Here is a 25,757-nt window from a genome sequence, read left to right on the forward strand (position 1 = left end):
TGATGCCACAGGGCCAACCGATCGAGGTGCCCGCCGACGGGTTGACCACCAAGGCGCGCCGCAACGCCCCGCTGCTCGCGGTGCACACCGGCCCCGGCAAGGGGAAGTCGACCGCGGCGTTCGGGATGGCGCTGCGAGCGTGGAACCAGGGGTTCGACATCGGGGTGTTCCAGTTCGTCAAGAGCGCCAAGTGGAAGGTCGGCGAGGAGGCCGCCTTCGCCGAACTCGGCCGCCTGCACGACGAGCGCGGCGTGGGCGGTCCGGTGCAGTGGCACAAGATGGGTTCGGGTTGGTCCTGGTCGCGTAAACAGGGATCCGACGTCGACCACGCGGCCGCCGCCGCCGACGGCTGGGCCGAGATCACCCGCAGGCTCGCCGAGGAACGGCACGGGTTCTACGTCCTCGACGAGTTCACCTATCCGTTGAAGTGGGGGTGGGTCGACACCGACGAGGTCATCGAGGTTCTGGCCGCCCGACCGGGTACCCAGCACGTCGTCATCACCGGCCGGGACGCCCCGCAGCGGCTCCTGGACGCCGCCGACCTCGTCACCGAGATGACCAAGGTGAAGCATCCGATGGACAGCGGCCGCAAGGGTCAGCGCGGCATCGAGTGGTGAGTGGGCCAGCGTGGTGAGTGGGCCAGCGTGGTGAGTGAGCCAGTGTGGTGAGTACCTCGTCTGCAGCCCCCGCCGTCGTCATCGCGGCGCCGTCATCGGGCAGCGGTAAGACCACCGTGGCCACCGGACTGATGGGCGCGTTGCGGCGAGCCGGGCAGCGCGTCGCACCTTTCAAGGTCGGGCCCGACTTCATCGACCCCGGTTACCACGCGCTGGCCACCGGCCTACCGGGGCGCAACCTCGATCCGGTGCTGGTGGGGGACTCGCTGATCGGTCCGCTGTACCGGCACGGTGCCACTGGCGCTGACGTCGCTGTCGTCGAGGGCGTGATGGGGCTTTTCGACGGCCGAATCGACCCGGCCTGGGCCGGTGCGGCCCGCGGATCCACCGCTCATGTCGCGGGCCTGTTGGGTGCGCCGGTGGTGCTGGTCGTCGACGCGCGCGGCCAGAGTCACAGCATCGCGGCGCTGCTGCACGGGTTCTCGACGTTCGACGAGACCGTCCGCATCGCCGGCGTGATCCTCAACCGGGTTGGCTCGCCGCGCCACGAGGAGGTGCTGCGCCAGGCCTGCGATCAGGCCGGGGTGCACGTGTTCGGCGCCATCCCACGCGCCGACGAACTGTCGGTTCCGTCACGGCATCTGGGCCTCGTGACGGCGGTCGAACACGGAGCGCTGGCACGGCGCGCGGTCGAGGCGATGACCGAACTGGTGGCCCGGCACGTCGACACGGGCGCGGTGCTCGCCGCTGCCCGATCGCACGTACCGGGTGCGCCATGGGATCCGGCGGTCGCCGAACCCGTGACCGGCGGGGTCGTCGTGGCGGTGGCCGCGGGCCGCGCGTTCAGCTTCGGCTACCCCGAACACATCGAGCTGCTGACAGCCTCCGGCGCAGAGGTGGTCGAGTTCGATCCGCTGCTCGACCCGCTCCCGAGCGCCGTCGACGCGCTGGTGCTGCCCGGCGGCTTCCCCGAGCAGTTCACCGCCGAGCTTTCCGCCAACGACATTGTGCGAGGGCAGATCTCGGCGCTCGCGGCCGCGGGTGCCCCGGTTCACGCGGAGTGCGCCGGGCTGGTCTACCTCGTCGACGACCTGGACGGCACACCGATGTGCGGTGTGCTCGCGGGGACGGCGCGGTTCACCGACAAGCTCACCATCGGCTACCGCGATGCCGTCGCGACGTCTGACTCGTCGGTGCACCCGACGGGTGCGCGCGTCGTGGGCCACGAGTTCCACCGCACCAAGGTGACGTTCGCCCGAGACTATGACCCCGCGTGGGTATTTCGGACGGGTGGCCAGGCGCGCGGGGCCACGGCCACCGACGGTGCGGTGCACGCCGGAGTTCATGCCGCCTATCTGCACACCCATGCCGCGGCGCATCCATTGGCGGTGACCCGCTTCGTGGCCGCGGCGGCAGCCTCTAAGCTCGCCGGGTGACGCGCACGCGAGGAGCAACGTGACTGACAACGCCTATCTCGTCGGACTCCGACTGTCCGGCCGGAAGGTGGTCGTGGTCGGCGGCGGCACTGTCGCCCAGCGCCGGTTGCCCCTTCTGTTGGCCAACGGCGCCGACGTCCACGTCGTCGCCCGGGCTGCGACGCCCGCCGTCGAGGCCCTGGCCGACCAGCAACCCGGCATCACGCTGGAGGTGCGCGACTACCGCGACGGTGACCTCGACGGCGCCTGGTACGCCATCGCCGCCACCGACGACGCAGAAGTCAACGCGGCCGTCGTCGCCGAGGCCGAGCGCGGGCACGTGTTCTGCGTGCGCGCCGACGCCGCACGCGACGGCACGGCCGTGACACCCGCCTCCTTCGAGTACGAGGGGCTGTCGGTCGGAGTGCTGGCCGGCGGCGACCACCGCCGATCCGCGGCGATCCGCAACGCCATCCACGAGGCCCTGCAGAGCGGCGTGCTCACCGACGAGGTCACCGAGGCGATGCGCGGAACGGTCGCGTTGGTCGGCGGTGGCCCCGGGGACCCCGAACTCATCACCGTGCGGGGCCGCAGACTGCTCGCACAGGCCGACGTCGTGGTCGCCGATCGCCTCGCGCCTCCGGAGTTGCTGGCCGAACTCGCGCCGCACGTCGAGGTCATCGACGCCGCGAAGATCCCGTACGGCAGGGCCATGGCGCAGGACGCCATCAACGCGGTCCTCATCGACCGTGCCAGGGCAGGCAAGTTCGTCGTCCGGCTCAAGGGCGGCGATCCGTTCGTGTTCGCGCGGGGCTATGAGGAGGTCCTGGCGTGCACCGAGGCGGGGGTTCCCGTGTCGGTCGTGCCCGGTGTGACGAGTGCCATAGCGGTGCCCGCATTGGCCGGTGTTCCGGTCACCCATCGGGCCGTAAATCACGAATTCGTGGTGGTCAGTGGGCATCTCGCACCTGACCATCCGGAATCGTTAGTGAATTGGAATGCGCTGGCCTCGCTGTCCGGCACGATCGTGCTGCTGATGGCCGTCGAGCGCATCGAGCTTTTCGCGAAGGTCTTGTTGGAAGGCGGCCGACCAGCGGATACACCGGTGATCGTCGTACAACACGGCACCACAGCCTCACAGCGGACCCTGCGCACCACCCTTGCGGCCGCGGGCGAGGACATCCGCGCCGAGGGCATCCGACCTCCCGCGATCATCGTGATCGGGTCCGTCGCGGCCTTTCGCCAGATAAAGGGTTCTTAAGATTACTGTAAGGTAACCCGGTATGACCGCTCTCAGCGATGAAGAGCGCGCCGCGGCCCGAAATGACGCCGAAGGCGCCAGCAAGCGGGCCCTTCCAGTCCGCGTGCAAGCCGATGAAACGAAGCGAAGCAGCTGGTACCCAGCCTGGCTGCCATCTCAGCGGTTCCTAGCTGCCGTCATCGCGATCGGCGGCATGCAGCTGCTGGCGACGATGGACAGCACCGTCGCCATTGTTGCGCTCCCTAAGATTCAGGACGAGCTCAACCTGTCGGACGCGGGCCGTAGCTGGGTGATCACCGCCTACGTGCTGACGTTCGGCGGGCTGATGCTGCTCGGTGGCCGCCTCGGCGACACCATCGGCCGCAAGCGCACCTTCATCGTGGGCGTCGGCCTCTTCACCATTGCCTCGGTCCTGTGCGGTATCGCGTGGGACGAGTCCACCCTGGTCCTCGCGCGTCTGCTGCAGGGCGTCGGCGCGGCGATCGCCTCGCCGACCGGCCTGGCGCTGATCGCCACCACGTTCCCCAAGGGTCCGGCGCGCAACACGGCCACCGCGGTGTTCGCCGCGATGACCGGCGTCGGGTCGGTGATGGGCCTCGTCGTCGGCGGCGCCCTGACCGAGGTGTCGTGGCGCTGGGCGTTCCTGGTCAACGTGCCCATCGGCCTGGTCATGATCTACCTGGCGCGCAAGACGCTGCGCGAGACGAACCGCGAGCGGATGAAGCTGGACGCCGCGGGCGCCATCCTGGCGACCCTGGCCTGTACGGCCGCCGTCTTCGGCTTCTCGATGGGGCCTGAGAAGGGCTGGTCGTCGAGCCTCACGCTCGGCTCCGGATTGGCGGCGCTGGTCTTCTTCACCGCCTTCGTCTACGTCGAGCGCAACGCGGTCAACCCCGTCGTCCCGTTCAGCCTGTTCCGTGACCGCAACCGGGTCGCCACGTTCGCGGCGGTGTTCCTGGCCGGCGGCGTGATGTTCACGCTGACCGTGCTGATCGGACTGTATGTCCAGGACGTCATGGGCTACAGCGCCCTGCGCGCCGGCATCGGCTTCATTCCGTTCGTCATCGCGCTGGGCATCGGGCTCGGGTTGTCCTCGTTCCTGGCGTCGCGGTTCCCGCCGCGGGTGCTGGTGATTGCGGGCGGCGTCCTGGTGCTGGCGGCGATGATCTACGGCTCGACGTTGCACGGCGACATCCCCTACTTCCCGAACCTGGTGATCCCGATCACCGTCGGTGGACTCGGCATCGGCATGATCGTGGTGCCGCTCATGATCTCGGCCATCGCGGGCGTCGGCTTCGACGAGATCGGCCCGGTCTCGGCCATCGCCCTGATGCTGCAGAACCTCGGCGGACCCGTCGTGCTGGCGATCATTCAGGCCGTCATCACGTCGCGCACGCTCTACCTGGGCGGGACCACCGGTCCGGTGAAGAACATGGACGCCGCGCAGCTGCACGCCCTGGACCAGGGCTACACCTACGGCCTGCTGTGGGTGGCGGCCGTCGCGGTCGTGGTCGGTGCGGTGGCTCTGTTCATCGGCTACACCGCTGAGCAGGTCGCGCACGCCCAGGAGGCCAAGGACGCCCTCGACGCCGGAGAGATCTAACTCGACCACGGCGTTGTCGCCAATAGGTGTCGTCACCAATCGGTAGTGTCGCAAGGCATGTCTGCCGAGCGCAGTACCGCACCGCTGTCCTCGTCGGTGCTCGGCACAGCCATCATCGCGATCACCGGCATACAGCTGATGTCGACGCTCGACGGCACCATCGTCATCGTCGCGCTGCCGCAGATGCAGGCCGACCTCAACCTCTCCGACGCAGGCAAGAGCTGGGTCATCACCGCCTACGTCCTGGCGTTCGGCGGTCTGCTGCTGCTCGGCGGCCGTGTCGGTGACGCGATCGGGCACAAGCGGGCCTTCCTGTCTGGTGTCGGCGTCTTCACCATCGCGTCGCTTGTGTGCGGGCTGGCCAACGACGAGTACACGTTGATCGCCGCGCGTGCGCTGCAGGGCATCGGCGCGGCTGTCGCGGCGCCGACGGGACTGGCGCTGATCGCCACGACCTACGCCGTGGGCCATGCGCGCAATCAGGCCATGGCGGTGTCGGCGGGTATGCAGGCCTGCGGGTCTGTCCTCGGCCTGGTGCTCGGTGGCCTGTTCACCGTCATCTCCTGGCGGCTCGCGTTCCTGATCAACGTGCCGATCGGCATCGTCATCATCGCGATCGCGGTGTTCAAGATCGCCGAGACCACCCACGAGCGGCTCAAACTCGACATCACGGGCGCGCTGTTGGCCACGCTGGGCTGCACCTCGGCCGTCCTGGTCTTCACCCAGGGCCCGCCGCGCGGTTGGGTCGACCCGTGGGTGATCGGTGCCGCGGTGGCCTCGGTGTGCTTCTTCGTCGCGTTCTTCGTGGTGGAACGCACCGCCGACAACCCGCTGGTGCCGTTCTCGGTGTTCAACGACCGCAATCGGGTGGCGACGTTCGCCGCGTGGTTCCTCGGCGGCGGGGTGTTGCTGACCGTGACGGTGATGGTCGGCCTGCTGGCTCAGGACGTCCTCGGGTACTCCGCGCTGCGTGCCGGGATCTGCTTCCTGCCGTTCGCGGCTGCGGTCGGCGTCGGCAACGTCCTGGCCACCAGGCTGGCGCCACTGTTCGCGCCGCGCTGGCTCATCATCGGCGGCGGCCTGTTCGTCCTGGCGGCCATGCTCTACGGCTCCACGTTGACCCGCGACATCCCGTACTTCCCGGACCTGTTCGGGCCGATCGTGGTGGGCGGCTTCGGAATCGGCATCATCTCGGTGATCCTGCCGCTGTGCGCCGTCGCAGGTGTCGGGCCGAGTGAGATCGGGCCGGTTGCGGCGATCACGCTCATGGTGCAGAACCTCGGTGGACCGCTGGTGCTGGTTATCATCATGGCCGTGCAGACCTCCCGCACGCTCTACCTCGGCGGCACGACGGGACCGGTGAAGAACATGACGCCCGCCCAACTCGACGCGCTGGGACAGGGCTACACCTATTCGCTGCTGTGGGTGGCGGGGGTTGCGATCCTGGTGGGTGTTGCCGCGTTCTGGATCGGCTTCTCCGCCCGCGACATCGCCCGCGCGCAGCACACCCGTGAAGCGGTCGAGGCGGGCGAACTGTGAGCGACGCGATGCCGACCCGCGGCCAGATATCGCAGATCGGCGATCCGCTGGGCTGGCGGTTGATCCTCGGTGTGCTCATCACCCACGTGGCTGTGCCGTCACTGCCCGCCGCGGTGCGGGCCGCCGCCACCGCGGTGGACGCCGTCGGCGATGAGGGGGACGGGCACCTGCGCGTCGATCTGCACGCCGACCGGGTCGTGCTACACCTGCAGACACTCGCTGCCGGACGGGTCACCGACCACGACCTGTCTTTGGCGCCACGCATCACGGCCGCCCTGGCCGAACGGTCCCTGGACACTCGCCCCGGCGAGGGGTCGGTGACGCCACAGGCGATCGAGATCGCCATCGACGCGCTCGACATTCCCGGGATCCGGCCGTTCTGGCAGGCCGTGACCGGCTATATCGACGAACCCACGTCGGTTGACCTGCCGGAGGGCGCGCTGTGTGACCCGCTGCGGCGCGGGCCGACCATCTGGTTTCAGCAGATGGACGCCCCGCGTCCCCAACGCAATCGGATCCACATCGACGTCGATGTTGCACCCGAGGTGGCCCAGCCGCGGATCGACGCCACGCTGGCCGCCGGCGGCACGCTGGTCAGCGCCGATGCGGCGCCCGCATTCTGGGTGCTGGCCGATCCGGAGGGTAACGAGGTGTGCGTGTGCACCTGGCAGGGACGCGACTGACGGACGCGACGAGCAGCGACCCCACCGGACATCGCTAAGGTTGTCGGCTGTGATCACCCGCATGTCCGAGCTTTTCCTTCGCACCCTCCGAGACGACCCCGCCGACGCCGAGGTGCCCAGCCACAAACTGCTGATCCGCGCCGGCTATGTCCGGCCCGTCGGTCCCGGGCTGTACAGCTGGCTGCCGCTCGGGCTGCGCGTGCTGCGCAAGATCGAGGCGATCGTCCGCAGCGAGATGAACGCCATTGGGGGACAGGAGATCCTGCTCCCGGCGCTGGTGCCGCGCGCGCCCTACGAGAAGACGAACCGGTGGACCGAGTACGGGCCCAACCTGTTCCGGCTGCAGGACCGTCGCCGCAACGACTACGCGCTCGGGCCCACCCACGAGGAACTCTTCACGCTGACGGTGAAGGGGGAGTACTCCTCCTACAAGGACTTCCCGCTGCGGCTCTACCAGATCCAGACCAAGTTCCGCGATGAGGCGCGTCCGCGCGCGGGCATCCTGCGCGGCCGCGAGTTCGTGATGAAGGACTCGTACTCGTTCGACGTCGACGAGGGCGGGCTGAAGGACGCCTACCACGCCCATCGCGAGGCCTACCAGAGGATCTTCGCGCGTCTGGGCGTGCAGTACGTGATCGTGTCGGCGGTCTCCGGCGCGATGGGCGGCAGCGCGTCGGAGGAGTTCCTGGCCGAGAGTGAGGTCGGCGAGGACACCTACGTGCGCTGCGTGGAATCGGGTTACGCCGCCAACGTCGAGGCCGTGATCACCACGCCGCCCGCGCCGATCCCGTTCGACGGGCTGCCGGAAGCGGTCGTCCACGACACCGGTGACACGCCGACCATCGCCACGCTCGTCGACTGGGCCAACGGTGCGGGCCTCGGCCGCGAGTTCACCGCGGCGGACACGTTGAAGAACGTGATGATGAAGGTCCGCGAGCCCGGCGGTGAGTGGGAGCTGCTGGCCATCGGCGTGCCTGGCGACCGCGAAGTGGACGACAAGCGGCTTGGCGCGGCTCTCGAGCCGGCTGAGTACGTGATGCTCGGTGATGCCGACTTCGCCAAGCATCCGTTCCTGGTGAAGGGCTACATCGGCCCGAAGGGACTGCTGGCCAACGGTGTTCGCTACCTGGTCGATCCGCGGGTCGTGGACGGCACGTCGTGGCTCACCGGCGCCGACGAGCAGGGCAAGCACGTTCTGGACCTGGTGGTCGGCCGCGACTTCACGCCCGACGGCACCATCGAGGCGGCCGAGGTCCGCGACGGCGACCTCTCGCCCGACGGCAGGGGCCCGCTGGTGTCGGCGCGCGGTATCGAGATCGGCCACATCTTCCAGCTCGGCCGCAAGTACACCGACGCCTTCACCGCCGACGTGCTCGGTGAGGACGGTAAGCCGGTGCGCCTGACCATGGGCTCCTACGGTGTCGGGGTGTCGCGCCTGGTCGCCGTCATTGCCGAGCAGCACCATGACGATCTCGGCCTGCGGTGGCCCAGTGCGGTCTCGCCGTTCGACGCCTACGTGGTGATCGCCAACAAGGACGACGACGCCAGGACTGGCGCGACGGAACTGGCCGGTGCACTGGATCGGCTGGGGCTCGAGGTGCTTCTTGACGATCGCAAGGCCTCACCCGGCGTGAAGTTCAAGGACGCCGAACTGCTCGGGGTGCCGTGGCTCGTCGTGGTCGGCCGCGGGTGGGCCGACGGCGTGGTCGAGTTGCGCAACCGGTTCACCGGTGAGAACCGCGAGATTCCGGTCGACTCGGCTGCCGCGACAATCGCTGAGGCACTGGCCGGCGGTACCTAGCTACTCGGTGCCTCCGGGGAACGCGACGGTGCTCGGTGAGGTGCCGAGTACGGCGCGCCATTTGGCCGCGGTGACCGCCGCCTGCGTCAGCGCCGTCACGGCAAACGTGCGGTCCTCGGTGGTCGTTGCCTGTTCGAGAACCGCTCGCCATGCGACCGCGCTGTCCTCCTCCATCCGCGTCGCCAGCTGGGCCGCGTCCTGCGGTGTGTTGACCTCGATGGGGATCTCGTAGCCGACGGCGGGCAGGGGCGCGGTGACATCGCGATCGGTCAGCCGGGCGATCGCGTCCTCACGTAGCTTGCGGTGCCCGGCCATCGCCTCGGCGACGATGTCGTTGACGTCGGGTGCGGAGTGCGCCGATACCAGGCCGTACCCGTAGATCACGCCGTGCTCGGTCGCGACGGCGTCGAACAGCGCCGCGTCGGGTCCGTCGCTGGGGCGTGCCGGGTCAGTGGTCCGGCTCGTCGGCGACTCCGAGGTGGTCGTCGTCGGTTGAGTCGTCGTGGTGGTGCTGGGCGGCTCAGTCGTCGTGGCCACGGGCGGGGCCGGGGGCGGGTTGCTGGTGGCGGGCGGCATGGACGTCGTGGTCGACGCGGTCGTGGTCGACCTGGTGGTGGGCGGCACCGGCGTGGTGGCTGATGTGGTGCCCGGTGCGGTCGTCGCCGGTCCGGGCAGCGGCCCTGTCATGGCGCCACCTCGGCCAGGGCGACGGTGTACGCGGCGGTGCACGCCGCCGCGATGGAGCCGAGTAATCCGGCGCGGTAACCCGCCTGTTCGGCGGCCGCCTGGGCGGCGCTGCCTGCGGACTTCGCGAGAGCCACGACGACGTCCTGCGGTGTTGGAGCGGCCACGGGCGCTCCCGGGGTGGGAGGCGGTGACGTAGAGGTCGCGGAGGCGCTCGAGGACGTCGGTTCCTGGCCTGTCACACGGATGATCTCCTCGGTGAGCGCCTCGGCGTGCGCGGCGCGCTCGGCGGCGACGACGGTCAGTGCCGCGGCGACGGGCGCCGGGGTGGCCGCTGCTGCGTCCGCGGCCAACTGGCTGTCGGCCCGGGCGAGGTCGATCTGGGTGACCAGTGAGCTGAGATCGGCTGGGGGGGTCTTGGACCCGCAGGCGACCGATGTGGTGCTCAGCAGCGCCAGGGCGGCAGCACCAATCAGGACATGCCGCCTGCTGAGGGAGGGAGTGCTGGTCACGTTCGACATCGTGGGTCATCCTGCCATCCCGCGCGATCCGATCAGTCGGCCGTGCGTTCGACCGGCTGACCTGTCGTTGGCCAATCGGGCGTCCGGGACTGGCGTATCGTTGATACTCGATCCCGAGGGTCAGTAGCCCGGGATCACGTCCGCACAACTCAAGACGAGGAGCTCGCCGTGGCATCGGATCAACCGCTACGGTCCCCGCACTTGCCGACTTCTTCGCAGGTGACCGAGCTACTCGAGGCTGAGTTCGCGCGTCGCGGGTACGACGTCGAGGATGTTGCCGTTCAGCCCGTGTCTCGGCCGCCCCGCATCGTGGTGGTCGCCGATGGCGAGGAGAACCTCGATCTCGAAGACGTCGCGGAGTTGTCGCGTGTCGCATCTGAGCTGCTCGACGCGTTCGAATCGTCGTCGGGGGAGTTCGACCCCTATGTTCTGGAGGTCACGTCGCGGGGCGTGGACCGTCCGCTGACCACTGAACGGCACTACCGGCGTGCACGCGGTCGCAAGGTGGCGCTGTCGATGTCCGACGGTTCCACTCTGGAGTGCCGGTTGGGCGAACTCGTGGGCGACACCGTGAGCGTGGTGGTCGCCGACAGTCGGCGCGCGAAATACGAGGTGCGTGACATAGCTCTTAGTGAAATTGTCAAAGCTGTTGTACAAGTGGAGTTTTCACCACCAAACCGGCGAGAGCTCGAGTTAGCCGGCCATTCCGGAGAGGAGGTCGACGAATGAACATCGATATGGCTGCGTTGCATGCCATCGAAGTGGATCGGGGGATCGCGGTCGATGAGCTGTTGGAGACGATCAAGACCGCGCTGCTGACCGCGTACCGCCACACGGAGGGGCACGAGGCCGACGCCTGGATCGACATCGACCGCAAGACCGGCGTCGTGCGGGTGATGGCCCGCGAGACCGACGCCGACGGCAACCTGATTCAGGAATGGGACGACACCCCAGAGGGTTTCGGCCGCGTCGCCGCGACCACCGCACGGCAGGTGATGCTGCAGCGATTCCGTGACGCGGAGAACGAGCGCATGTTCGGCGAGTTCTCCGCCCGCGAGGGTGATATCGCGGCGGGTGTCGTGCAGCGTGATGCACGAGAGAACGCGCGGGGCAACGTCGTTGTGCGCCTGGGCACCGAGAGCAAGGGGTCGGAGGGCATGGTCAGGCCCGCCGAGCAGGTCCCCGGCGAGAGTTACCAACACGGTGATCGGTTGCGCTGCTACGTGATCGGGGTCACCCGCGGTGTTCGTGAGCCCAGGATCGAGCTGTCGCGCACCCATCCCAATCTGGTTCGCAAGCTGTTCTCGCTCGAGGTTCCCGAGATCGCCGACGGATCGGTAGAGATCGTCGCCGTGGCCCGCGAGGCCGGGCACCGCTCGAAGATCGCCGTGACATCGCGGATGCCGGGCCTCAACGCCAAGGGAGCCTGCATCGGGCCGATGGGCCAACGGGTTCGCAATGTGATGAGCGAGTTGTCGGGCGAGAAGATCGACATCATCGACTACGACGAGGATCCGGCACGGTTCGTCGCGAATGCGTTGTCACCGGCCAAGGTGGTGTCGGTCTCGGTCATCGATGAGGCGGGTCGTGCCGCGCGTGTCGTGGTGCCCGACTTCCAGCTGTCGCTGGCGATCGGCAAGGAGGGGCAGAACGCACGTCTCGCTGCCCGTTTGACCGGTTGGCGGATCGACATTCGCAGCGACGCGGCGCCCACGCCGGAGGGTCCGCCGCACTCGGGGGCGGCCCACGGCGCCCAGCGTGACAGGTAGCGCGACACGCGATTCTGTCTGGGGCAACGGGTGAGGCTAGACTGAGCCGTGATCCAGCGCGAGACTCCTGCCTCGGCGCGCGAGAGTACCGATCGGCCCCTCGGCCCGGTGCGAACGTGTGTCGGTTGCAGGAGGCGAGAGTTGGCTGTCGACTTGCTGCGAGTAGCCGCTGTGTGTGACGGGAATGGCGATCACGCCGTAACCGTTGACTCAGCGGGTAACCTGCCGGGGCGGGGTGCGTGGTTGCATCTCGACCCGCAGTGCCTCGATGCGGCGATCCGGCGGCGGGCTTTCACCCGAGCGTTGCGCATCACCGGTCCGCCGGACACATCCGCGGTGGCCGAGTACTTCGAGGGATTGAAGGACACGGCCGCCCGGCAACAGAACAGGTAGCGAAGAACATGAGCACACCGTGAAGTCTCGATGACCATGCGTCATAGCTAAACCCGAGGCGCGGCCTACCACCGCTGTCGCCTCCAGACAGGAGTAGTAGTAGTGGCAGGTAAGGCCCGCGTGCACGAGTTGGCTAAAGAACTCGGTGTCACCAGCAAGGAAGTTCTCGCCCGTCTGAGTGATCAGGGCGAATTCGTTAAGTCCGCATCCTCCACAGTGGAGGCTCCCGTGGCGCGCCGGTTGCGCGAGGCATTCGGTGCAGGCAAGCCCGCCAAGGCCGCGCCGGCACCGGCGAAGCCCGCAGCCGCAGCCGCTCCGTCCGCATCGGCCGGGCCCAAGCCCGGTGCCGCACCCGCGGCAGCCGACGGTGGCGTCACGACCTCGGCACCCAAGCCCGGCGGTCCGAAGCCCGCACCACCGGCACCTCCTGCGCCGCCCGCGGCTCCGGCTCCGGCTCCGACACCGGTGCAGACACCCGCCGCCGCGGCACCAGCACCTGCCGCGAGTGCACCGGCCCAGCCCGCCGCACCGGCAGGTCCGACACCGGGTCCCCGACCTGGTCCGGCGCCAGCCACTCCCGGCGCCCCCAAGCCCGCACCGCGCGCCCCGCGCGTGGGCAATAACCCCTTCTCGTCGCAGCAGCCGGTCGAGCGTCCGGCACCGCGTCCCGCTGCCGGTCCCGGTGGCCCGCGTCCCGCGGCAGGCCCAGGTGGCCCGCGCCCCGGCCCGCGTCCCGGAGCCACACCCGGCAACATGCCGCCACGTCCCCCAGGTGCCCGACCAGGCGCGATGGGTCGTCCCGGTGGCCCGCGTCCCGCCCCCGGCGGCCGTGGTCCCGGTGGCGGCGGTGGTCGTCCCGGCGGTCCCGGTGGTGCCGGTGGCGGTGGTGGTAACTACCGCGGCGGTGGCGCTGGCGGCGGTGCCGGAGCCCCAGGCGGCGCACCCGCAGGTGGCTTCCGCGGACGCCCAGGTGGCGGTGGCGGCGGTGGTCGTCCCGGCCAGCGCGGCGGCGCGGCAGGTGCATTCGGTCGTCCCGGCGGCGCAGTCCGTCGTGGCCGCAAGTCGAAGCGGGCGAAACGCGCCGAGTACGAGAGCATGCAGGCACCGGTCGTCGGTGGTGTGCGGTTGCCACACGGCAACGGTGAGACCATCCGGTTGGCCCGCGGCGCGTCGCTGGTCGACTTCGCCGACAAGATCAACGCCAACCCGGCCTCGCTGGTGCAGGCGCTGTTCAACCTCGGCGAAATGGTCACCGCGACTCAGTCGGTAGGTGACGAGACGCTCGAGCTGCTCGGCAGCGAGATGAACTACGTCGTGCAGGTCGTGTCCCCTGAGGACGAGGACCGTGAGCTGTTGTCGACCTTCGACCTCACCTACGGCGAGGACGAGGGCGACGAGGACGATCTGCAGTTCCGTCCGCCGGTCGTCACTGTCATGGGTCACGTCGACCACGGCAAGACCCGCCTGCTGGACACGATCCGTAAGGCCAATGTCCGCGAGGGTGAGGCCGGTGGCATCACCCAGCACATCGGCGCCTACCAGGTCCTCACCGAACTGGACGGCAACGAGCGTCTGGTCACCTTCATCGACACCCCGGGTCACGAGGCGTTCACCGCCATGCGTGCCCGTGGCGCGAAGGCCACCGATATCGCGATTCTGGTGGTCGCTGCCGATGACGGCGTCATGCCGCAGACGGTGGAGGCCATTAACCACGCGCAGGCCGCTGACGTGCCGATCGTGGTGGCGGTCAACAAGATCGACAAGGAGGGCGCCGACCCGGCGAAGATCCGGGCGCAGCTCACCGAGTACAACCTGGTGGCCGAGGAGTACGGCGGCGACACCATGTTCGTCGATATCTCCGCCAGGGAGAACATCAACATCGATGCGCTGCTCGAAGCCGTGCTGTTGACCGCTGATGCCTCGCTGGATCTACGGGCCAACCCCGACATGGAAGCCCAGGGTGTGGCGATCGAGGCGCACCTGGACCGTGGCCGCGGCCCCGTGGCCACCGTGCTCATCCAGCGCGGCACGCTGCGGGTCGGCGACTCGATCGTGGCCGGTGACGCCTACGGGCGTGTCCGACGCATGGTCGACGAGCACGGCGAGGACGTCATCGAGGCCCTGCCTTCGCGTCCCGTCCAGGTCATCGGCTTCACGTCGGTGCCCGGTGCCGGTGACAACCTGCTGGTCGTCGACGAGGACCGGATCGCCCGTCAGATCGCGGATCGCCGCAGTGCACGCAAGCGCAACGCGCTGGCCGCACGTAGCCGTAAGCGCATCAGCCTGGACGATCTCGATGCAGCGTTGAAGGAGACTTCTCAGCTGAATCTGATCCTCAAGGGCGACAACTCCGGCACCGTCGAGGCGCTGGAGGAGGCCCTGCTGGGCATCGAGATCGGCGACGAGGTGGAGCTGCGTGTCATCGACCGCGGCGTCGGCGGTGTCACCGAGACCAACGTCAACCTGGCGTCGGCCTCGAATGCCATCATCATCGGCTTCAACGTCCGTGCGGAGGGCAAGGCCACCGAGCTGGCCAACCGCGAGGGTGTCGACATCCGGTACTACTCGGTGATCTACCAGGCCATCGACGAGATCCAGAGCGCGCTCAAGGGCATGCTCAAGCCGGTCTACGAGGAGAAGGAGCTCGGCCGCGCCGAGATCCGGGCGATCTTCCGGTCGTCGAAGGTCGGCAACATCGCCGGCTGCCTCGTCACCTCGGGCATCATGCGGCGCAACGCCAAGGCACGGTTGCTGCGTGACAACGTCGTGGTTGCCGAGACCGTCACCATCTCGTCGCTGAAGCGCGAGAAGGAGGACGCCACCGAGGTGCGCGACGGCTACGAGTGTGGCCTGACCTTGACGTACAACGACATCAAGGAAGGCGACGTCATCGAGGCGTACGAACTCGTGGAGAAGGAGCGCACCTAAATGGTTGACGTGGGTCGCGCACGACGGCTCTCCAAGCGCATCGGCACGGTCGTCGCGTCAGCCATCGAGTTCGAGATCAAGGATCCCCCGTTGGCCTTCGTGACCGTTACGGACACGAAGGTGACGGGTGACCTGCACGACGCCACAGTGTTCTACACGGTTCGTGGCGAGACGCTGCAGGACGAACCCGACTACGACGGAGCCGCCAAGGCACTCGAGCGTGCCAGGGGCATCCTGCGGAGCAAGGTTGGCGCCGCCACGGGTGTGCGCTTCACCCCGACGCTGGCGTTCGTGCTGGACAAGGTGCCCGACACGGCGCAACACATGGAGGAACTGCTGGCACGCGCGCGTGCCGCCGACGCCGATGTGGCACGGATTCGTGAGGGTGCCACACCGGCCGGTGACGCTGACCCGTACCGTGTGGTCGGGGGCGAGGAATCGGGCGACGAGCCTGATGACGATTCCGACGCTGAGGACACCGGTGACAACGATCGAACCGACGACTGAGCTAGTACCCGAGGCTGCGGCCGCACGCGTCGATGCGCATGGCGCGGCGGCACTGCTCTCCGGTGCAGCCAGTGTGGCGGTGTTGTGTCACGTCTATCCCGATGCCGACACGATCGGCGCCGGGCTGGCGCTGGCATTGGTGTTGGAGCGCGTGGGCAAGGCCGTCGAGGTCGCGTTCGCCGAACCAGCCGATCTGCCGGAGTCCCTGCAGTCGCTGCCGGGTGGTCACCTGCTGGTGGCCGCGGACGCGATGCGGCGTGACCCCGATCTGGTCGTCACAGTCGACATCCCCAGCGTCAACCGGCTGGGCGCACTGCGGGGTGTGGCCGACTGTGCCCGGCAGGTCTTGGTGATCGACCACCACGCGTCGAACCAGCTGTTCGGCACCGCGAACTACGTCGATCTGTCGGCGGACTCCACCACGATGCTCGTCGCCGAGCTTCTCGACGCGTGGGGTGAGCCGATAGACGCACCCGTCGGGCACTGCCTCTACGCGGGCCTGACAACCGACACCGGATCGTTCCGGTGGGCCACCGCCCGGGCGCACCGCCTCGCCTCGCGGTTGCTCGAACTCGGGGTCGACAACGCCTCCATCAGTCGCACCCTGCTCGACACACACCCGTTCTCGTGGCTTCCGATGCTGTCGCGCGTGCTGGCGTCGGCACGCCTCGCGCCCGAGGCGCTGGGTGGACTCGGTTTCGTGTATGCCGTTGTGCCCCATCAGGAGTTCAGCGCCGCCCGGCTCGAGGAGGTGGAGAGCATTGTCGATATCGTGCGCACCACTTCGCAGGCCGAGGTGGCCGCGGTGTTCAAGGAGATCGCTCCCCAGCGCTGGTCGGTGTCGATGCGGGCGAAGGCGGCGGTGGACCTCACAGTCGTCGCAGGCCGATTCGGCGGAGGTGGGCACCGGTTCGCCGCCGGCTACTCCGCGACCGGCCCGGTCGAGGACGTGGTGAAGGCGCTCGCTGATGCGCTTGGCTGACCGCGTCAACGCGCGCCTTGGCTGATTCGCCGGAGCAGCCGGCACCGGCGACCGGCAGGCGAATCGCCGGTCTTGCGTTACCCGCACTGGGCGTACTGGCCGCTGAACCGCTCTACCTGCTGTTCGACCTGGCCGTTGTGGGTCGACTCGGAGCGCTCGCGCTCGCGGGGCTCGCGATCGGCGGACTCGTTCTGGCGCTGGTGTCCTCGCAACTGACATTCCTGTCGTACGGGACGACGGCGCGCGCGGCCCGGTTCTTCGGGGCGGGGGACCGGCGTGCGGCAGTCGAGGAGGGCGTGCAGGCCACCTGGTTGGCGATCGGCCTCGGGTTGGTGGTCGTCGCGGCGGTCCAGGCGGCCGCGGTGCCGCTGCTCGCGGTCATCGCAGACGGCGGAGAGATCGCCGAGGAGGCGCTGCCCTGGCTGCGGATCGCGATCCTGGGCGCGCCGGCGATCCTGATCTCCTTGGCGGGCAACGGTTGGATGCGTGGCGTGCAGGACACCGCACGGCCGCTGCGCTACGTGGTGTCGGGCTTTGCGGTGTCGGCAGTGCTGTGTCCGCTGCTGGTCTACGGGTGGCTGGGACTGCCCCGGATGGAGCTGGCCGGTTCGGCGGTGGCCAACGTGGTCGGACAGTGGCTGGCCGCGGTGATGTTCTGCCGGGCACTGCTGGTCGAGCGGGTCGCGCTGCGCATTGACTTCGCGGTGCTGCGCGCTCAGGTCGTGATGGGTCGCGACCTGGTGGTGCGCACCCTGGCGTTCCAGGCGTGTTTCGTCTCCGCCGCGGCGGTCGCCGCGCGTTTCGGGGCGGCGGCGGTGGCCGCGCACCAGGTGGTGCTGCAACTGTGGAGTTTCCTTGCCCTGGTTCTGGATTCGCTGGCGATCGCCGCCCAGTCGCTGGTCGGTGCAGCGCTGGGAGCGGGTCAGTTGGCGCATGCCAAGTCGGTGGCGTGGCGCGTGACCGTGGTCTCGACGCTGGGTGCGGCGGTGCTGGCGGCGGCGTTCGCGGTGGGCTCGTCGGCGCTCCCGGCGCTGTTCACCTCGGACCGCTCGGTGCTGGACGAGATCGGCGTGCCGTGGTGGTTCCTGGTCGCGCAGTTGCCGGTGGCGGGCGTCGTGTTCGCGCTCGACGGCGTGCTGCTCGGTGCCGGGGATGCGCGGTTCATGCGCAATGCGACGCTGGCCAGTGCCCTGATTGGGTTCCTGCCGCTGGTCTGGATGTCCCTGGCATTCGGGTGGGGGTTGCTCGGCATCTGGTCCGGTCTGACCACGTTCATGGTGCTGCGCCTGGTGTTCGTCGGGTGGCGGGCGTGCTCCGGTCGCTGGCTGGTGGCCGGGACGGGGTAGTACCCCGTCGCCATGCGGGTACGGACGGGGGCCGAGCTGGCACCTCCCGGGTAGGGCTAACTGAGCGCTCACCGACCCGGCGGCCACCTCGACTTCCTCGTCGCGAGTGGGTGGGTCATCGGCGTCGCCGCTGTTCGATGGCCCGCGGTATGGAATTTGGTCCCCTCAGTGGGTTGACATGGGACCACCGTGCGAACGAGACCCGCTGGACGCCAACCCGACTGCCACCTCGAGTTCGGTGAGTGACTGTTCAGTCATCGATATCAGTGAGTCGATGTTGGGAAGTGCATCACAGCCGGCGACGTATCCGAAGCCGATGCGATCGGCGTAGGAGCAGGTCGTCACGTTCAAAGCCTGGCCGGCATATACGGCGGACACGGGATAGATGTCCTCGACATGCGCACCGTGGTTGAGTTCCGCCATGAGTCCGACGCTACGACCGCGTCCCGTAGACGCGAAAGGGACTTCGCTCCCGAGTGTTGAGGACCAATTTCTCCAGCCGAGTCGAGCGCCGGGGCATCACCGCATTGTTGCGGAACTGACAACGGGCGCCCGTGTTCGGGGATTCAGTCCCTGCCACCGTGATCGGACCCGTGATGACTCAGTGCCGTGGCTGGAGTACCGCCTGACGCGCCGGCCGCTCAGGTGGTGTGCCGATGGTCCGCCGCGTAGGCCTTGATGACGGCCGCGGTGTCTCCGTCGAGTTGCAGGAATTCTTCGGCGAGAAGTCCGGCGAGGCTGTCGACTGCAGCTGTGATGAGAGCGCCCGCCATACGGGTCTGCGGGTGCGCACTCCCGCGGGCCTCATCAGCGAGTTGGGCCGCGTACTGAAGCGAGAATGCCAAGGAAGCGTCCGTTTCAAGGTCGCGAAAGTAGTACGTCGCTCCGTACTGGGTGAAATCGTTCCGAGCCTCGACGACAGCGGCGGCGATCCCGGTGAGAACGGCAACGGGAACGCTGTCGATCCCCAGAGCTGACTGTTCGCGGCGCGCCTCGCGCAGTGTTGACAGCTGCAGCGCCAACACCCGTCTGCGATGAAGAGCGGGGTAGATCTGAAGAACCCAGGACACGGCGGCAGTGAGCAACATGAACCCGAACAGGGCCTCGAGCGGAACGATCAGGCGAAACCACGGTGATGTCGGCACGATATCGCCGAAGCCAAGCGTGCCGATCGTGACCAGTGACAGATAGATCGAATCGAGCACGTCGTTGCGTGCAGCAGGATTGAGTTCCGTACTGTAGGCAAAACCCGCCGGCATCTGAGCGAAGTACAGCATTGCCCAACCCCCGGCGGCCAACACGCCCCAGATCAACACAACCAGGGCGATACCCAGAGGGCCCGTCAACGACGCGATCCGACGATCGGGATGGGCCAGCCGAAGTACCCACCACACGAATTTCATCACTTGTGGCGCGATGCTGCCGTGGCCTATCGGGTGAAAGAGCGTGTGGAACACGTCGCGCACCACCACTGCGACGAGCACGCCCCCGACCACTGCGACCACCCAGTTCATCACATCATTCCTCCCAAGCTCAGCGGCGCGTCAGCAGGCAGTGCTCTGGCTGATGGTGGCGCACTCGCCGGCCTTGCGGCGACGGAGTCCGACGTGGACTCGTCTCCCGTTGGCGGACAGTTGAACTGGCGCCGACTCCTGCACGGCAGGTGAATGAGATCGGTTGGGTTGGCACGTTCGATTGCGCTGGTCGGTCTTCGCACGTCGTGATCGCAACATCGTGGGCCACCGCCCGCTAGGGGCCAAGGTCACTGCAGTCTGCTGACATCAGCCTGACGTGTGGCGACGGCAGGGACCGTTTGGCAGCCAACGCGGGACTTTCGGCGGTATTGCGGTGGCCGCCGCACCGAATAACGTGGCGGCGCAACACCCCACTAGGAGAAGGAACCAACATGACGAAGGCCACCGAATCCCCAGCGTCCGCCCCCTCGAGCGAGCTGCTCGAGGAGGTGCGTGAGTCGGCCAGGGTCGGTCAGCACGCCGCAGCCGAAGCGTTGCGGAAGTTCCGTCGCACGCTCGACGAGGTCATCCCCGAAGCCGTCCACCCGCTCCGTACAAAGATCGTCGACGCCGCCATCGAACTGGCCGACACCCTGGCCACCGCGCAATATCAATTCAACCGCAACCTGATCCGCAGTACCGACCGTGCGCTGAGCACCTCGGATGGCGAGGAGAAGTGACGCTGCGACTCCCACGATGCTCTGGCGGGACCACAGCATTCGCGGCGGTCTGAGTTCATCGACTCGTTCCTCTGCCTGTTTCAGGACGGCATCGCGGTATTGGCGCAAAGGAACAGAATGACGAGTGGCGATGCTGTCCAATCCCGACGTGTGTTTCGAGGTCGAGTGCGTGGACGACCTGACGAATTGGCGAAGCGTCATCGCGTGGGGTCAGTTCGAAGCGCTCACTGGTGTGGCCGCCGAGGAGGGCATGCGGTTATCCGACTCGACGAGAAGACCGGGCGATATGAAAGTAGGCGGGCACCAACGCAAGACACGGGGGTGTCACCGTAGTTGGCAGCGATGGCGCAGGCGGTGGGCAGCAGTGGTCATGCGGGACGACCGGACCAGGCCGTCGCGGAGCACTCCGTAGATGCCTGAGGCCGCTGACCCCTCATGAGCCTACGCAGCGACAGCCTCGACCAGTTCCAGACATCTCACCGCAGTGGTAATCCGAGAACTCTCATCGGCCGCGAACGGAACGAGCGCGATCTCGTCGATCGGCAACCTACACAGTTCACGCAACTGCGCCAGCACCTCACCGGGATCACCGGCTACGGCAAATCGCGCGGTCAGCTCGGCCGAGACATGTTCCGCGTGACCCGCGCTAGTGGACATGTGCTGGTAGTAGTCGTAGCGGCGCCGTAGTTCGGATACCTCCTGGACCAGCTCGGCAGGCAGCGCCACGGGGTGTGGCCGTAGTGCGGTCCTGGCGACATGCGGCCGGACCAGTCGTCGGGCCTGCGAGGAGTCGTCCTCCACCGCGATGGGTAGCCACAGGACGCGATACACAGACCCCGCTTGCCTGCCTGCGGTGATCTCTCCGCTGGTAACCCGTGCCAAGGCCTTTCGGATCGCATCCGGGTCTGCGCCGGCGAGCAGTACCACGCCGTCTGCGACCCGGCCGGCGAGATCCAACATCTTGGGTCCCGATGCCGCGAGGTGAACTGGGACCGCGGTACGGGCTGAGGCGTAGGTGATGCGGACCTGCGCAGGTCCAGTGTCAAGTGTGACCCCTTCCCCCGACGTCAGCGATCGCAGCATGCCGACGGCGCGTTCGAGGTCGTTGGTGCGCATCGGTGCTCTGCCGATGGTGGCCAGTGATGAATCTCCGGTCCCCAACCCGGCGATCACGCGACCCGGGGCCATTTCCTGTAGTGAGGCGAACCCGCCCGCCACCGTCGCCAGGTGGCGGGTAACCACATTGCTCACCCCTGTCGCGATACCGATCCTGTTGGTGCTGTGTGTAATTGCGCCCATCGCGGTGAATGACTCGCGCCAGATGTTCTGTGAGTCGCCGATCCATAGTGTCGAGAAGCTGTGATGTTCAGCGACTTTCGCAGCCTTGACCATATCGTTGATGGGTTGGGTCGGATACAGGGCTAGGCCGACACGTGGTGTGGTGCCGCTCATCGGGCGAGCAGCGTCGACGGCTTGTCACTGATGGAGCCCGGACCGCCGACAGCGGTGGTCTGCTGTTCGTTGAGGAACAGCGTGGCGATGAATGAGACCACCCCCACCGCGGCCATGTAGCCCGCGATGGCGGGCCAGCCGTCGGTGCGATCCAGCAGAAAGGTGCACACGATCGGTGCGGTCGCACTGCCGAGGACGGTTCCGAGTGTGTAGCCGAGCCCCATTCCGCTGTAGCGGACATCGGCTGGGAAGCAGTACGCGAAGAAGGTGGGCATGGCGCCGTAGTTGAAGCAGTAGGGGATGTAGACGAGGACAAAACCGAGCAGCATCCACGGCGTCGATCCGGTGGTGAACAGCGCGAACCACGCAACCGGCATGACAGTCAAACCGGCGATGCCGAACAGGTACAGGCGCTTTCGATTGATGCGGTCCGACAGCCAGCCGACATAGAGTGTGCCCGAGACCGCGACCACGGTGACCGCCATGACCATCCACAGCACGTGCGACCGGTGCAAGCCAAGGTGGTTTTGCCCGTACGTCAATGAGAAGACGGTCGCAGTGTAGAAGAACGTGCCGTTGATCATGTAGGAGAACGCCATCGCCAGTACTGTGCGCCGATGGTCACGCAGCACTTCGAGGATCGGCTGTCTGCGTACCTCGTTCTCGTCCTGTAGCTGCGCGAACGCCGGGCTCTCCTCGATGTGCAGGCGCATGTACATCCCGACGAAGACAAGAATGGCGCTCGTCAGGAACGGGATTCGCCAGCCCCACTGCGCGAACGAGGAGTCACTCAGCGAGGACAGCAACAGGAAGATGCCGTTACCCAGCAACATGCCCCAGGATGCCCCGGTGTTGATGACCGCGCCGTAGAGTCCGCGCTTTCCCGGTGCGGCGTGCTCGACGCTCATCAGAACGGCACCGCTGTACTCGCCGCCGAGCGACAGTCCCTGGATGAACCTCAGTGCCACCAGCAGGATTGGCGCGGCAACCCCGATCGTGGCGAAGCTCGGCAGGAGACCGATTGCGAACGTGGTGGCGCCCATGACTGTGAGGGTCAGTATGAGTATTCGCTTGCGACCGATGCGATCCCCGAAGTGCCCGCAGATGACGCCACCGATGGGGCGGCTGATGAAGGCGACAGCGAATGTTGACAACGACAGCAGAGTGCCGATGAGCGGGTCGAATTCGGGGAAGAAGACCTTGTTGAAGACCAACGCAGCGGCGATACCGTAGACGAAGAACTCATACCACTCCAGAGTCGTGCCGACCAAGCTCGACATGAGTACTCTGAGGGCTGGCGTGCCGTCGTTCCGCACTGTCATACGGAACTCCTTTCTTGTTGGATACTGCGCCTATTCGTTCTGGACCGGTCAGTGGGCGACCAAGTCCTCGCGTGGAAACTGCGGCACCCGCCGCGGTGGAGCCGTGTTTCGGCTGCGCCGCACCACGATCTCGCCGCCGGCGATCACGGCGGCCACCGCCGGGGTATCGCCAAGCGCCAAAGCAGCGGCCATATCGTCGGCCCTGCTGCCGTCGGGGGCGTCGGCGACGACGAGGTCGGCCCGCTCGCCGACACGAAGCCGGCCGCCGGGTATCCGTCGGACCCGGGCGGTGTTGCCGGTCGCGGTCGCGACGGCGACTGCCGGCGGCACATCGGCCATCGAGCACATCGTGGCCATCAGCCGCAGCATTCCGCCCGCGGCGATGCCGGCGCCCGCTGGTGAGTCCGTCCCGAGCACTAGCCGATCGAGTTCGCCACTGTCGGCAAGCATCCGTGAGACCTCAACGGCAGCAAGTTGATTGCCGTTGTAGACCAGCTCGACTGCGGCGCTTGTCTGGTCGAGGATGGTCCGCACATCGTCCAAGGCCGGTGCCGTGGGGCCGCCGTTGACGTGTGCGGCGACGTCAGGCTTGACCAGTGCGCAGAACGCGCCGTCGATGGTGCGGCTGGTCGGCACGGATTTCCCGCCGACGTGGACCATCACGGTCATCCCGGCGTCCTGCGCCCATCCGGTCATCTCCGCGGCCTGCTCGGGGTCCTGTACGCCCGAGATCCCAATCTCGCCGACGAGGTGCACGCCCGCGGCGGCCATCTCCACGAAATGCTCACGGGTCAGGCCATTCTCGAGGAGGACGGCGCCCCCGTACACGCGGATTCCACCGGGCCGGAACTTGGCGAAGGCCTTGTGGGCGAGCACCGCCAGTGCGCAGGTGCCGGCCGGATCGGTCGGTCGGCCGGGGGTGTGCACCTCACCCGCAGAGACCGCCGAGGTGACGCCGCCGTGCACGAACCCGCTGAGGAAGTCGGCTTGTGACTGCCGCGGGGTGTAGTCGCCGACGACGGGGTGGATGTGGTTGTCAATGAGTCCCGGAAGCACAGTGGCTCCCGCCGCATCCAGCCAGCTGTCGGCGGAGAAGTCAGCGCGCGTGCCGACTCCGGTGATCAGGCCGTCAACGATGAGAACGGTGTCGGCCTCCGCAATCGGTGCCTCGATGTCCCCGGTCATCAGCGTTCCGATATTCGTCACGGCCAGCGAGTGGCTCATTCCTGCTCCTTCTTGGTGTCCGGTGCGTTGTCGGGTCCGGGATTGTGGAGTGGGCGCGCCAGCGCCAGTAGGTCGTTGACCCAAAGCGATGCGCGAAAGCGTGACGTTGGACCTGCGATCGAGACTGATGCGACGATCTCGCCGCCGATCACGATCGGCACCGCGGCCGCCGAAACTCCGGCCCGCCACTCGTCCTCGCTGGTTGCGTAGCCAACCTCACGTGCGGTGGCGAGTTGGCTGAGCAATTCCGTGCGGCTGCCAACGACATTGCTGCCCTGCACAGGCAGTGATTCGTCGGGGAACATCGTCATGAGTTCCTCGTCGGTGAGGCCCATCAGGATGGCTTTCCCAGCTGCAGAGGTGTGCAGGGGCATTCGGGTGCCTTCGCGAATACTGGTACCCAGCGCGTGTGACGTTTCGAAACGCTTGACGAACAGAACTTCGTCCGCGGTCCGGACGCCGAGCGACACGGCTTCTGACGACCGTGCCGCGAGTTCGCTCATGGGGTCCGAGAGCGCGGTGACCAGGCGGGAGTTATCGCGGGCGGCCCCGCCCAACTGAGCGGCCGCCAGACCGAGTCCGTAGCGCTCGGTACCCGGATCCTGCACGACGAAGTTCATCGCGCGCATCGTCTGCAGGCTCAAGTACACCGTGCTCTTCGAGCAGCCGGTGCGTCGCGACAAGTCGCTGATGCCCACTGGGGAGTCGTCTTTGGCGAGTTCGCAAAGGATGGACAAGGCACGCTCCACTGATCGAGACCGGGGTGGGTTGTTGTTCGGCACTGCTGAACACCATTCTGTTTGACGGAACGAAGCATGGCAGACCAACCGTGTGAGGTCAACCACATGCATTTGGCGCAATTGATCGCTGTGCCAACGAATGTTGGTTGACCGACGCCGGAAGTGCATGCCATGCTCTGGTTGTAATTAGAACAGTGTTCAGTATAGCTGAACGATAGGTATCGAGTGTCAATTCTCGAGTGGATTTGATGTCGAATTGCCTATGGCGTTCTGAGCACCCGCACAAGAGAGGGATCAGTGAAAGTGTCCACCGCCGAGAAGCTGCTGACCGCGACAGAGGCCATGAAGACTCATAACGCGCCGATCGTCCGTCGTCCTGACGACACAGAACCGAAGATGGGCCGGTTCAAGAACACCACCCAGATGGTGTTCCACCCCTCGGATGAGGATCCGACTCAGCCCAATGCCGGCATCATCAACTACCTTCCGGGGTCGGGATTCCCGCTGCACAAGCACGATTTCGCACAGATGTGGTACGTCATCGAGGGGGAGTGCGAATACGGCGAGACGGTCCTTCGTGCCGGCGACCTGGTGTACATGCAGGACCCGCACTTCGAGTACGAGATGAAGACTGAGAACGGGTGTCGGATCTTGTTCCTGCAGTACCAGGGTCCAACGACTGGTCAGGGGCCGATCTATGAAGGCCGCTTCAACGTGGCCGAGGTGAAGGAAGTCGCCGCGGCGGACTTGGAACGCTAACGGGCCCAGGCCAAGCC

At 67.3% G+C, this 25,757-nt stretch carries 23 protein-coding genes and 1 pseudogene; 16 read left to right on the forward strand and 8 right to left on the reverse strand.

Annotation, left to right across the window (positions count from 1 at the left end):
• The first annotated feature begins 2 nt into the window (after window positions 1-2).
• The 7 genes from cobO to ACZY0X_RS22740 are packed head-to-tail and all read left to right on the forward strand — an operon-like array spanning window position 3 to window position 8,919.
• A complete protein-coding gene (cobO, locus tag ACZY0X_RS22710) occupies window positions 3-617 on the forward strand; it encodes a cob(I)yrinic acid a,c-diamide adenosyltransferase (protein WP_463773626.1) in 615 nt (204 codons plus the stop codon).
• A gap of 47 nt (window positions 618-664) precedes the next feature.
• Window positions 665-2,053: a cobyrinate a,c-diamide synthase gene (locus ACZY0X_RS22715; RefSeq protein WP_463773627.1), complete on the forward strand. Its 1,389-nt coding sequence runs from the start codon at window positions 665-667 to the stop codon at window positions 2,051-2,053.
• A gap of 19 nt (window positions 2,054-2,072) precedes the next feature.
• On the forward strand, window positions 2,073-3,293 hold the full coding sequence (cobA, locus tag ACZY0X_RS22720; RefSeq protein ID WP_463773628.1) for a uroporphyrinogen-III C-methyltransferase: 1,221 nt from the start codon (window positions 2,073-2,075) through the stop codon (window positions 3,291-3,293).
• 22 nt (window positions 3,294-3,315) lie between these two features.
• Window positions 3,316-4,896, forward strand: a complete 1,581-nt coding sequence (locus tag ACZY0X_RS22725) for an MFS transporter (protein WP_463773629.1) — start codon at window positions 3,316-3,318, stop codon at window positions 4,894-4,896.
• A 57-nt stretch (window positions 4,897-4,953) separates the two neighbouring features.
• Window positions 4,954-6,435, forward strand: a complete 1,482-nt coding sequence (locus ACZY0X_RS22730) for an MFS transporter (RefSeq protein ID WP_463773631.1) — start codon at window positions 4,954-4,956, stop codon at window positions 6,433-6,435.
• Window positions 6,432-7,118, forward strand: a complete 687-nt coding sequence (locus ACZY0X_RS22735) for a VOC family protein (protein WP_463773632.1) — start codon at window positions 6,432-6,434, stop codon at window positions 7,116-7,118. The genes ACZY0X_RS22730 and ACZY0X_RS22735 overlap by 4 nt, the downstream gene beginning before the upstream one ends.
• A 49-nt stretch (window positions 7,119-7,167) precedes the next feature.
• On the forward strand, window positions 7,168-8,919 hold the full coding sequence (locus ACZY0X_RS22740; protein ID WP_463773634.1) for a proline--tRNA ligase: 1,752 nt from the start codon (window positions 7,168-7,170) through the stop codon (window positions 8,917-8,919).
• Here ACZY0X_RS22740 and ACZY0X_RS22745 read toward each other — a convergent pair whose 3' ends face one another.
• A complete protein-coding gene (locus tag ACZY0X_RS22745) occupies window positions 8,920-9,495 on the reverse strand; it encodes a ferritin-like domain-containing protein (RefSeq protein ID WP_463774089.1) in 576 nt (191 codons plus the stop codon).
• Window positions 9,496-9,602: 107 nt separating this feature from the next.
• Window positions 9,603-10,115, reverse strand: coding sequence for a hypothetical protein (locus ACZY0X_RS22750; protein ID WP_463773636.1), 513 nt, complete (start codon window positions 10,113-10,115; stop codon window positions 9,603-9,605).
• A gap of 177 nt (window positions 10,116-10,292) precedes the next feature.
• On the opposite strand from ACZY0X_RS22750, the gene rimP reads away from it, so the two are divergent.
• The 7 genes from rimP (at window position 10,293) to ACZY0X_RS22785 (ending at window position 18,049) form a co-directional block, all read left to right on the forward strand.
• Window positions 10,293-10,853, forward strand: a complete 561-nt coding sequence (gene rimP, locus ACZY0X_RS22755; RefSeq protein ID WP_463773638.1) for a ribosome maturation factor RimP — start codon at window positions 10,293-10,295, stop codon at window positions 10,851-10,853.
• A complete protein-coding gene (gene nusA, locus ACZY0X_RS22760) occupies window positions 10,850-11,893 on the forward strand; it encodes a transcription termination factor NusA (RefSeq protein ID WP_463773639.1) in 1,044 nt (347 codons plus the stop codon). Before rimP ends, nusA begins: the two co-directional genes overlap by 4 nt.
• 141 nt (window positions 11,894-12,034) lie before the next feature.
• Window positions 12,035-12,286: a YlxR family protein gene (locus tag ACZY0X_RS22765; RefSeq protein ID WP_463773640.1), complete on the forward strand. Its 252-nt coding sequence runs from the start codon at window positions 12,035-12,037 to the stop codon at window positions 12,284-12,286.
• Window positions 12,287-12,388: 102 nt separating this feature from the next.
• Complete coding sequence (gene infB, locus ACZY0X_RS22770) at window positions 12,389-15,214, forward strand: translation initiation factor IF-2 (protein WP_463773641.1); 2,826 nt, start codon at window positions 12,389-12,391, stop codon at window positions 15,212-15,214.
• Complete coding sequence (gene rbfA / locus ACZY0X_RS22775) at window positions 15,215-15,721, forward strand: 30S ribosome-binding factor RbfA (RefSeq protein ID WP_463773643.1); 507 nt, start codon at window positions 15,215-15,217, stop codon at window positions 15,719-15,721.
• A complete protein-coding gene (locus ACZY0X_RS22780; RefSeq protein ID WP_463773644.1) occupies window positions 15,696-16,703 on the forward strand; it encodes a DHH family phosphoesterase in 1,008 nt (335 codons plus the stop codon). The genes rbfA and ACZY0X_RS22780 overlap by 26 nt, the downstream gene beginning before the upstream one ends.
• Window positions 16,704-16,720: 17 nt before the next feature.
• Complete coding sequence (locus tag ACZY0X_RS22785) at window positions 16,721-18,049, forward strand: MATE family efflux transporter (RefSeq protein ID WP_463773646.1); 1,329 nt, start codon at window positions 16,721-16,723, stop codon at window positions 18,047-18,049.
• A 165-nt stretch (window positions 18,050-18,214) separates the two neighbouring features.
• On the opposite strand, the pseudogene ACZY0X_RS22790 reads toward ACZY0X_RS22785, so the two are convergent.
• Together ACZY0X_RS22790 and ACZY0X_RS22795 are read right to left on the reverse strand one after the other, a co-directional pair.
• A pseudogene (locus tag ACZY0X_RS22790) lies at window positions 18,215-18,457 on the reverse strand (WS/DGAT domain-containing protein); the annotation flags it as partial.
• Window positions 18,458-18,690: 233 nt separating this feature from the next.
• Window positions 18,691-19,563: a potassium channel family protein gene (locus ACZY0X_RS22795; RefSeq protein WP_463773648.1), complete on the reverse strand. Its 873-nt coding sequence runs from the start codon at window positions 19,561-19,563 to the stop codon at window positions 18,691-18,693.
• A 392-nt stretch (window positions 19,564-19,955) separates the two neighbouring features.
• Here ACZY0X_RS22795 and ACZY0X_RS22800 point away from each other — a divergent pair, with 392 nt between their 5' ends.
• Window positions 19,956-20,243, forward strand: coding sequence for a hypothetical protein (locus ACZY0X_RS22800; RefSeq protein ID WP_463773650.1), 288 nt, complete (start codon window positions 19,956-19,958; stop codon window positions 20,241-20,243).
• A 441-nt stretch (window positions 20,244-20,684) separates the two neighbouring features.
• On the opposite strand, the gene ACZY0X_RS22805 is transcribed toward ACZY0X_RS22800, so the two are convergent.
• The 4 genes from ACZY0X_RS22805 to ACZY0X_RS22820 are packed head-to-tail and all read right to left on the reverse strand — an operon-like array spanning window position 20,685 to window position 25,149.
• Window positions 20,685-21,695, reverse strand: coding sequence for an LLM class flavin-dependent oxidoreductase (locus ACZY0X_RS22805; protein WP_463773651.1), 1,011 nt, complete (start codon window positions 21,693-21,695; stop codon window positions 20,685-20,687).
• Window positions 21,692-23,017 (reverse strand): MFS transporter, encoded by a 1,326-nt coding sequence (locus ACZY0X_RS22810; RefSeq protein ID WP_463773653.1) that lies wholly within the window; start codon window positions 23,015-23,017, stop codon window positions 21,692-21,694. Before ACZY0X_RS22810 ends, ACZY0X_RS22805 begins: the two co-directional genes overlap by 4 nt.
• 48 nt (window positions 23,018-23,065) lie before the next feature.
• On the reverse strand, window positions 23,066-24,241 hold the full coding sequence (locus ACZY0X_RS22815) for an amidohydrolase family protein (RefSeq protein ID WP_463773654.1): 1,176 nt from the start codon (window positions 24,239-24,241) through the stop codon (window positions 23,066-23,068).
• Window positions 24,238-25,149, reverse strand: a complete 912-nt coding sequence (locus ACZY0X_RS22820; protein WP_463773656.1) for an IclR family transcriptional regulator — start codon at window positions 25,147-25,149, stop codon at window positions 24,238-24,240. The genes ACZY0X_RS22815 and ACZY0X_RS22820 overlap by 4 nt, the downstream gene beginning before the upstream one ends.
• A gap of 135 nt (window positions 25,150-25,284) precedes the next feature.
• On the opposite strand from ACZY0X_RS22820, the gene ACZY0X_RS22825 reads away from it, so the two are divergent.
• Window positions 25,285-25,740 carry a cupin domain-containing protein gene (locus ACZY0X_RS22825; protein ID WP_463773658.1) on the forward strand — a complete coding sequence of 152 codons (456 nt, stop codon included), beginning with the start codon at window positions 25,285-25,287 and terminating at the stop codon, window positions 25,738-25,740.
• The last annotated feature ends 17 nt before the right edge of the window (window positions 25,741-25,757 follow it).

The organism is Mycobacterium sp. IDUB_39 (assembly GCF_055419205.1).

Bases quoted from the DNA above. Each gene is read 5' to 3' on its own strand.
- ACZY0X_RS22820 (WP_463773656.1), bottom strand. From the start codon at position 25,149: ATGCACTTCCGGCGTCGGTCAACCAACATTCGTTGGCACAGCGATCAA.
- nusA (WP_463773639.1), top strand. From the start codon at position 10,850: ATGAACATCGATATGGCTGCGTTGCATGCCATCGAAGTGGATCGGGGG.
- rbfA (WP_463773643.1), top strand. From the start codon at position 15,215: ATGGTTGACGTGGGTCGCGCACGACGGCTCTCCAAGCGCATCGGCACG.
- ACZY0X_RS22730 (WP_463773631.1), top strand. From the start codon at position 4,954: ATGTCTGCCGAGCGCAGTACCGCACCGCTGTCCTCGTCGGTGCTCGGC.
- ACZY0X_RS22815 (WP_463773654.1), bottom strand. From the start codon at position 24,241: ATGAGCCACTCGCTGGCCGTGACGAATATCGGAACGCTGATGACCGGG.
- ACZY0X_RS22795 (WP_463773648.1), bottom strand. From the start codon at position 19,563: ATGAACTGGGTGGTCGCAGTGGTCGGGGGCGTGCTCGTCGCAGTGGTG.
- cobO (WP_463773626.1), top strand. From the start codon at position 3: ATGCCACAGGGCCAACCGATCGAGGTGCCCGCCGACGGGTTGACCACC.
- ACZY0X_RS22800 (WP_463773650.1), top strand. From the start codon at position 19,956: ATGACGAAGGCCACCGAATCCCCAGCGTCCGCCCCCTCGAGCGAGCTG.
- ACZY0X_RS22810 (WP_463773653.1), bottom strand. From the start codon at position 23,017: ATGACAGTGCGGAACGACGGCACGCCAGCCCTCAGAGTACTCATGTCG.
- ACZY0X_RS22745 (WP_463774089.1), bottom strand. From the start codon at position 9,495: ATGCCGCCCGCCACCAGCAACCCGCCCCCGGCCCCGCCCGTGGCCACG.
- ACZY0X_RS22805 (WP_463773651.1), bottom strand. From the start codon at position 21,695: ATGAGCGGCACCACACCACGTGTCGGCCTAGCCCTGTATCCGACCCAA.
- ACZY0X_RS22725 (WP_463773629.1), top strand. From the start codon at position 3,316: ATGACCGCTCTCAGCGATGAAGAGCGCGCCGCGGCCCGAAATGACGCC.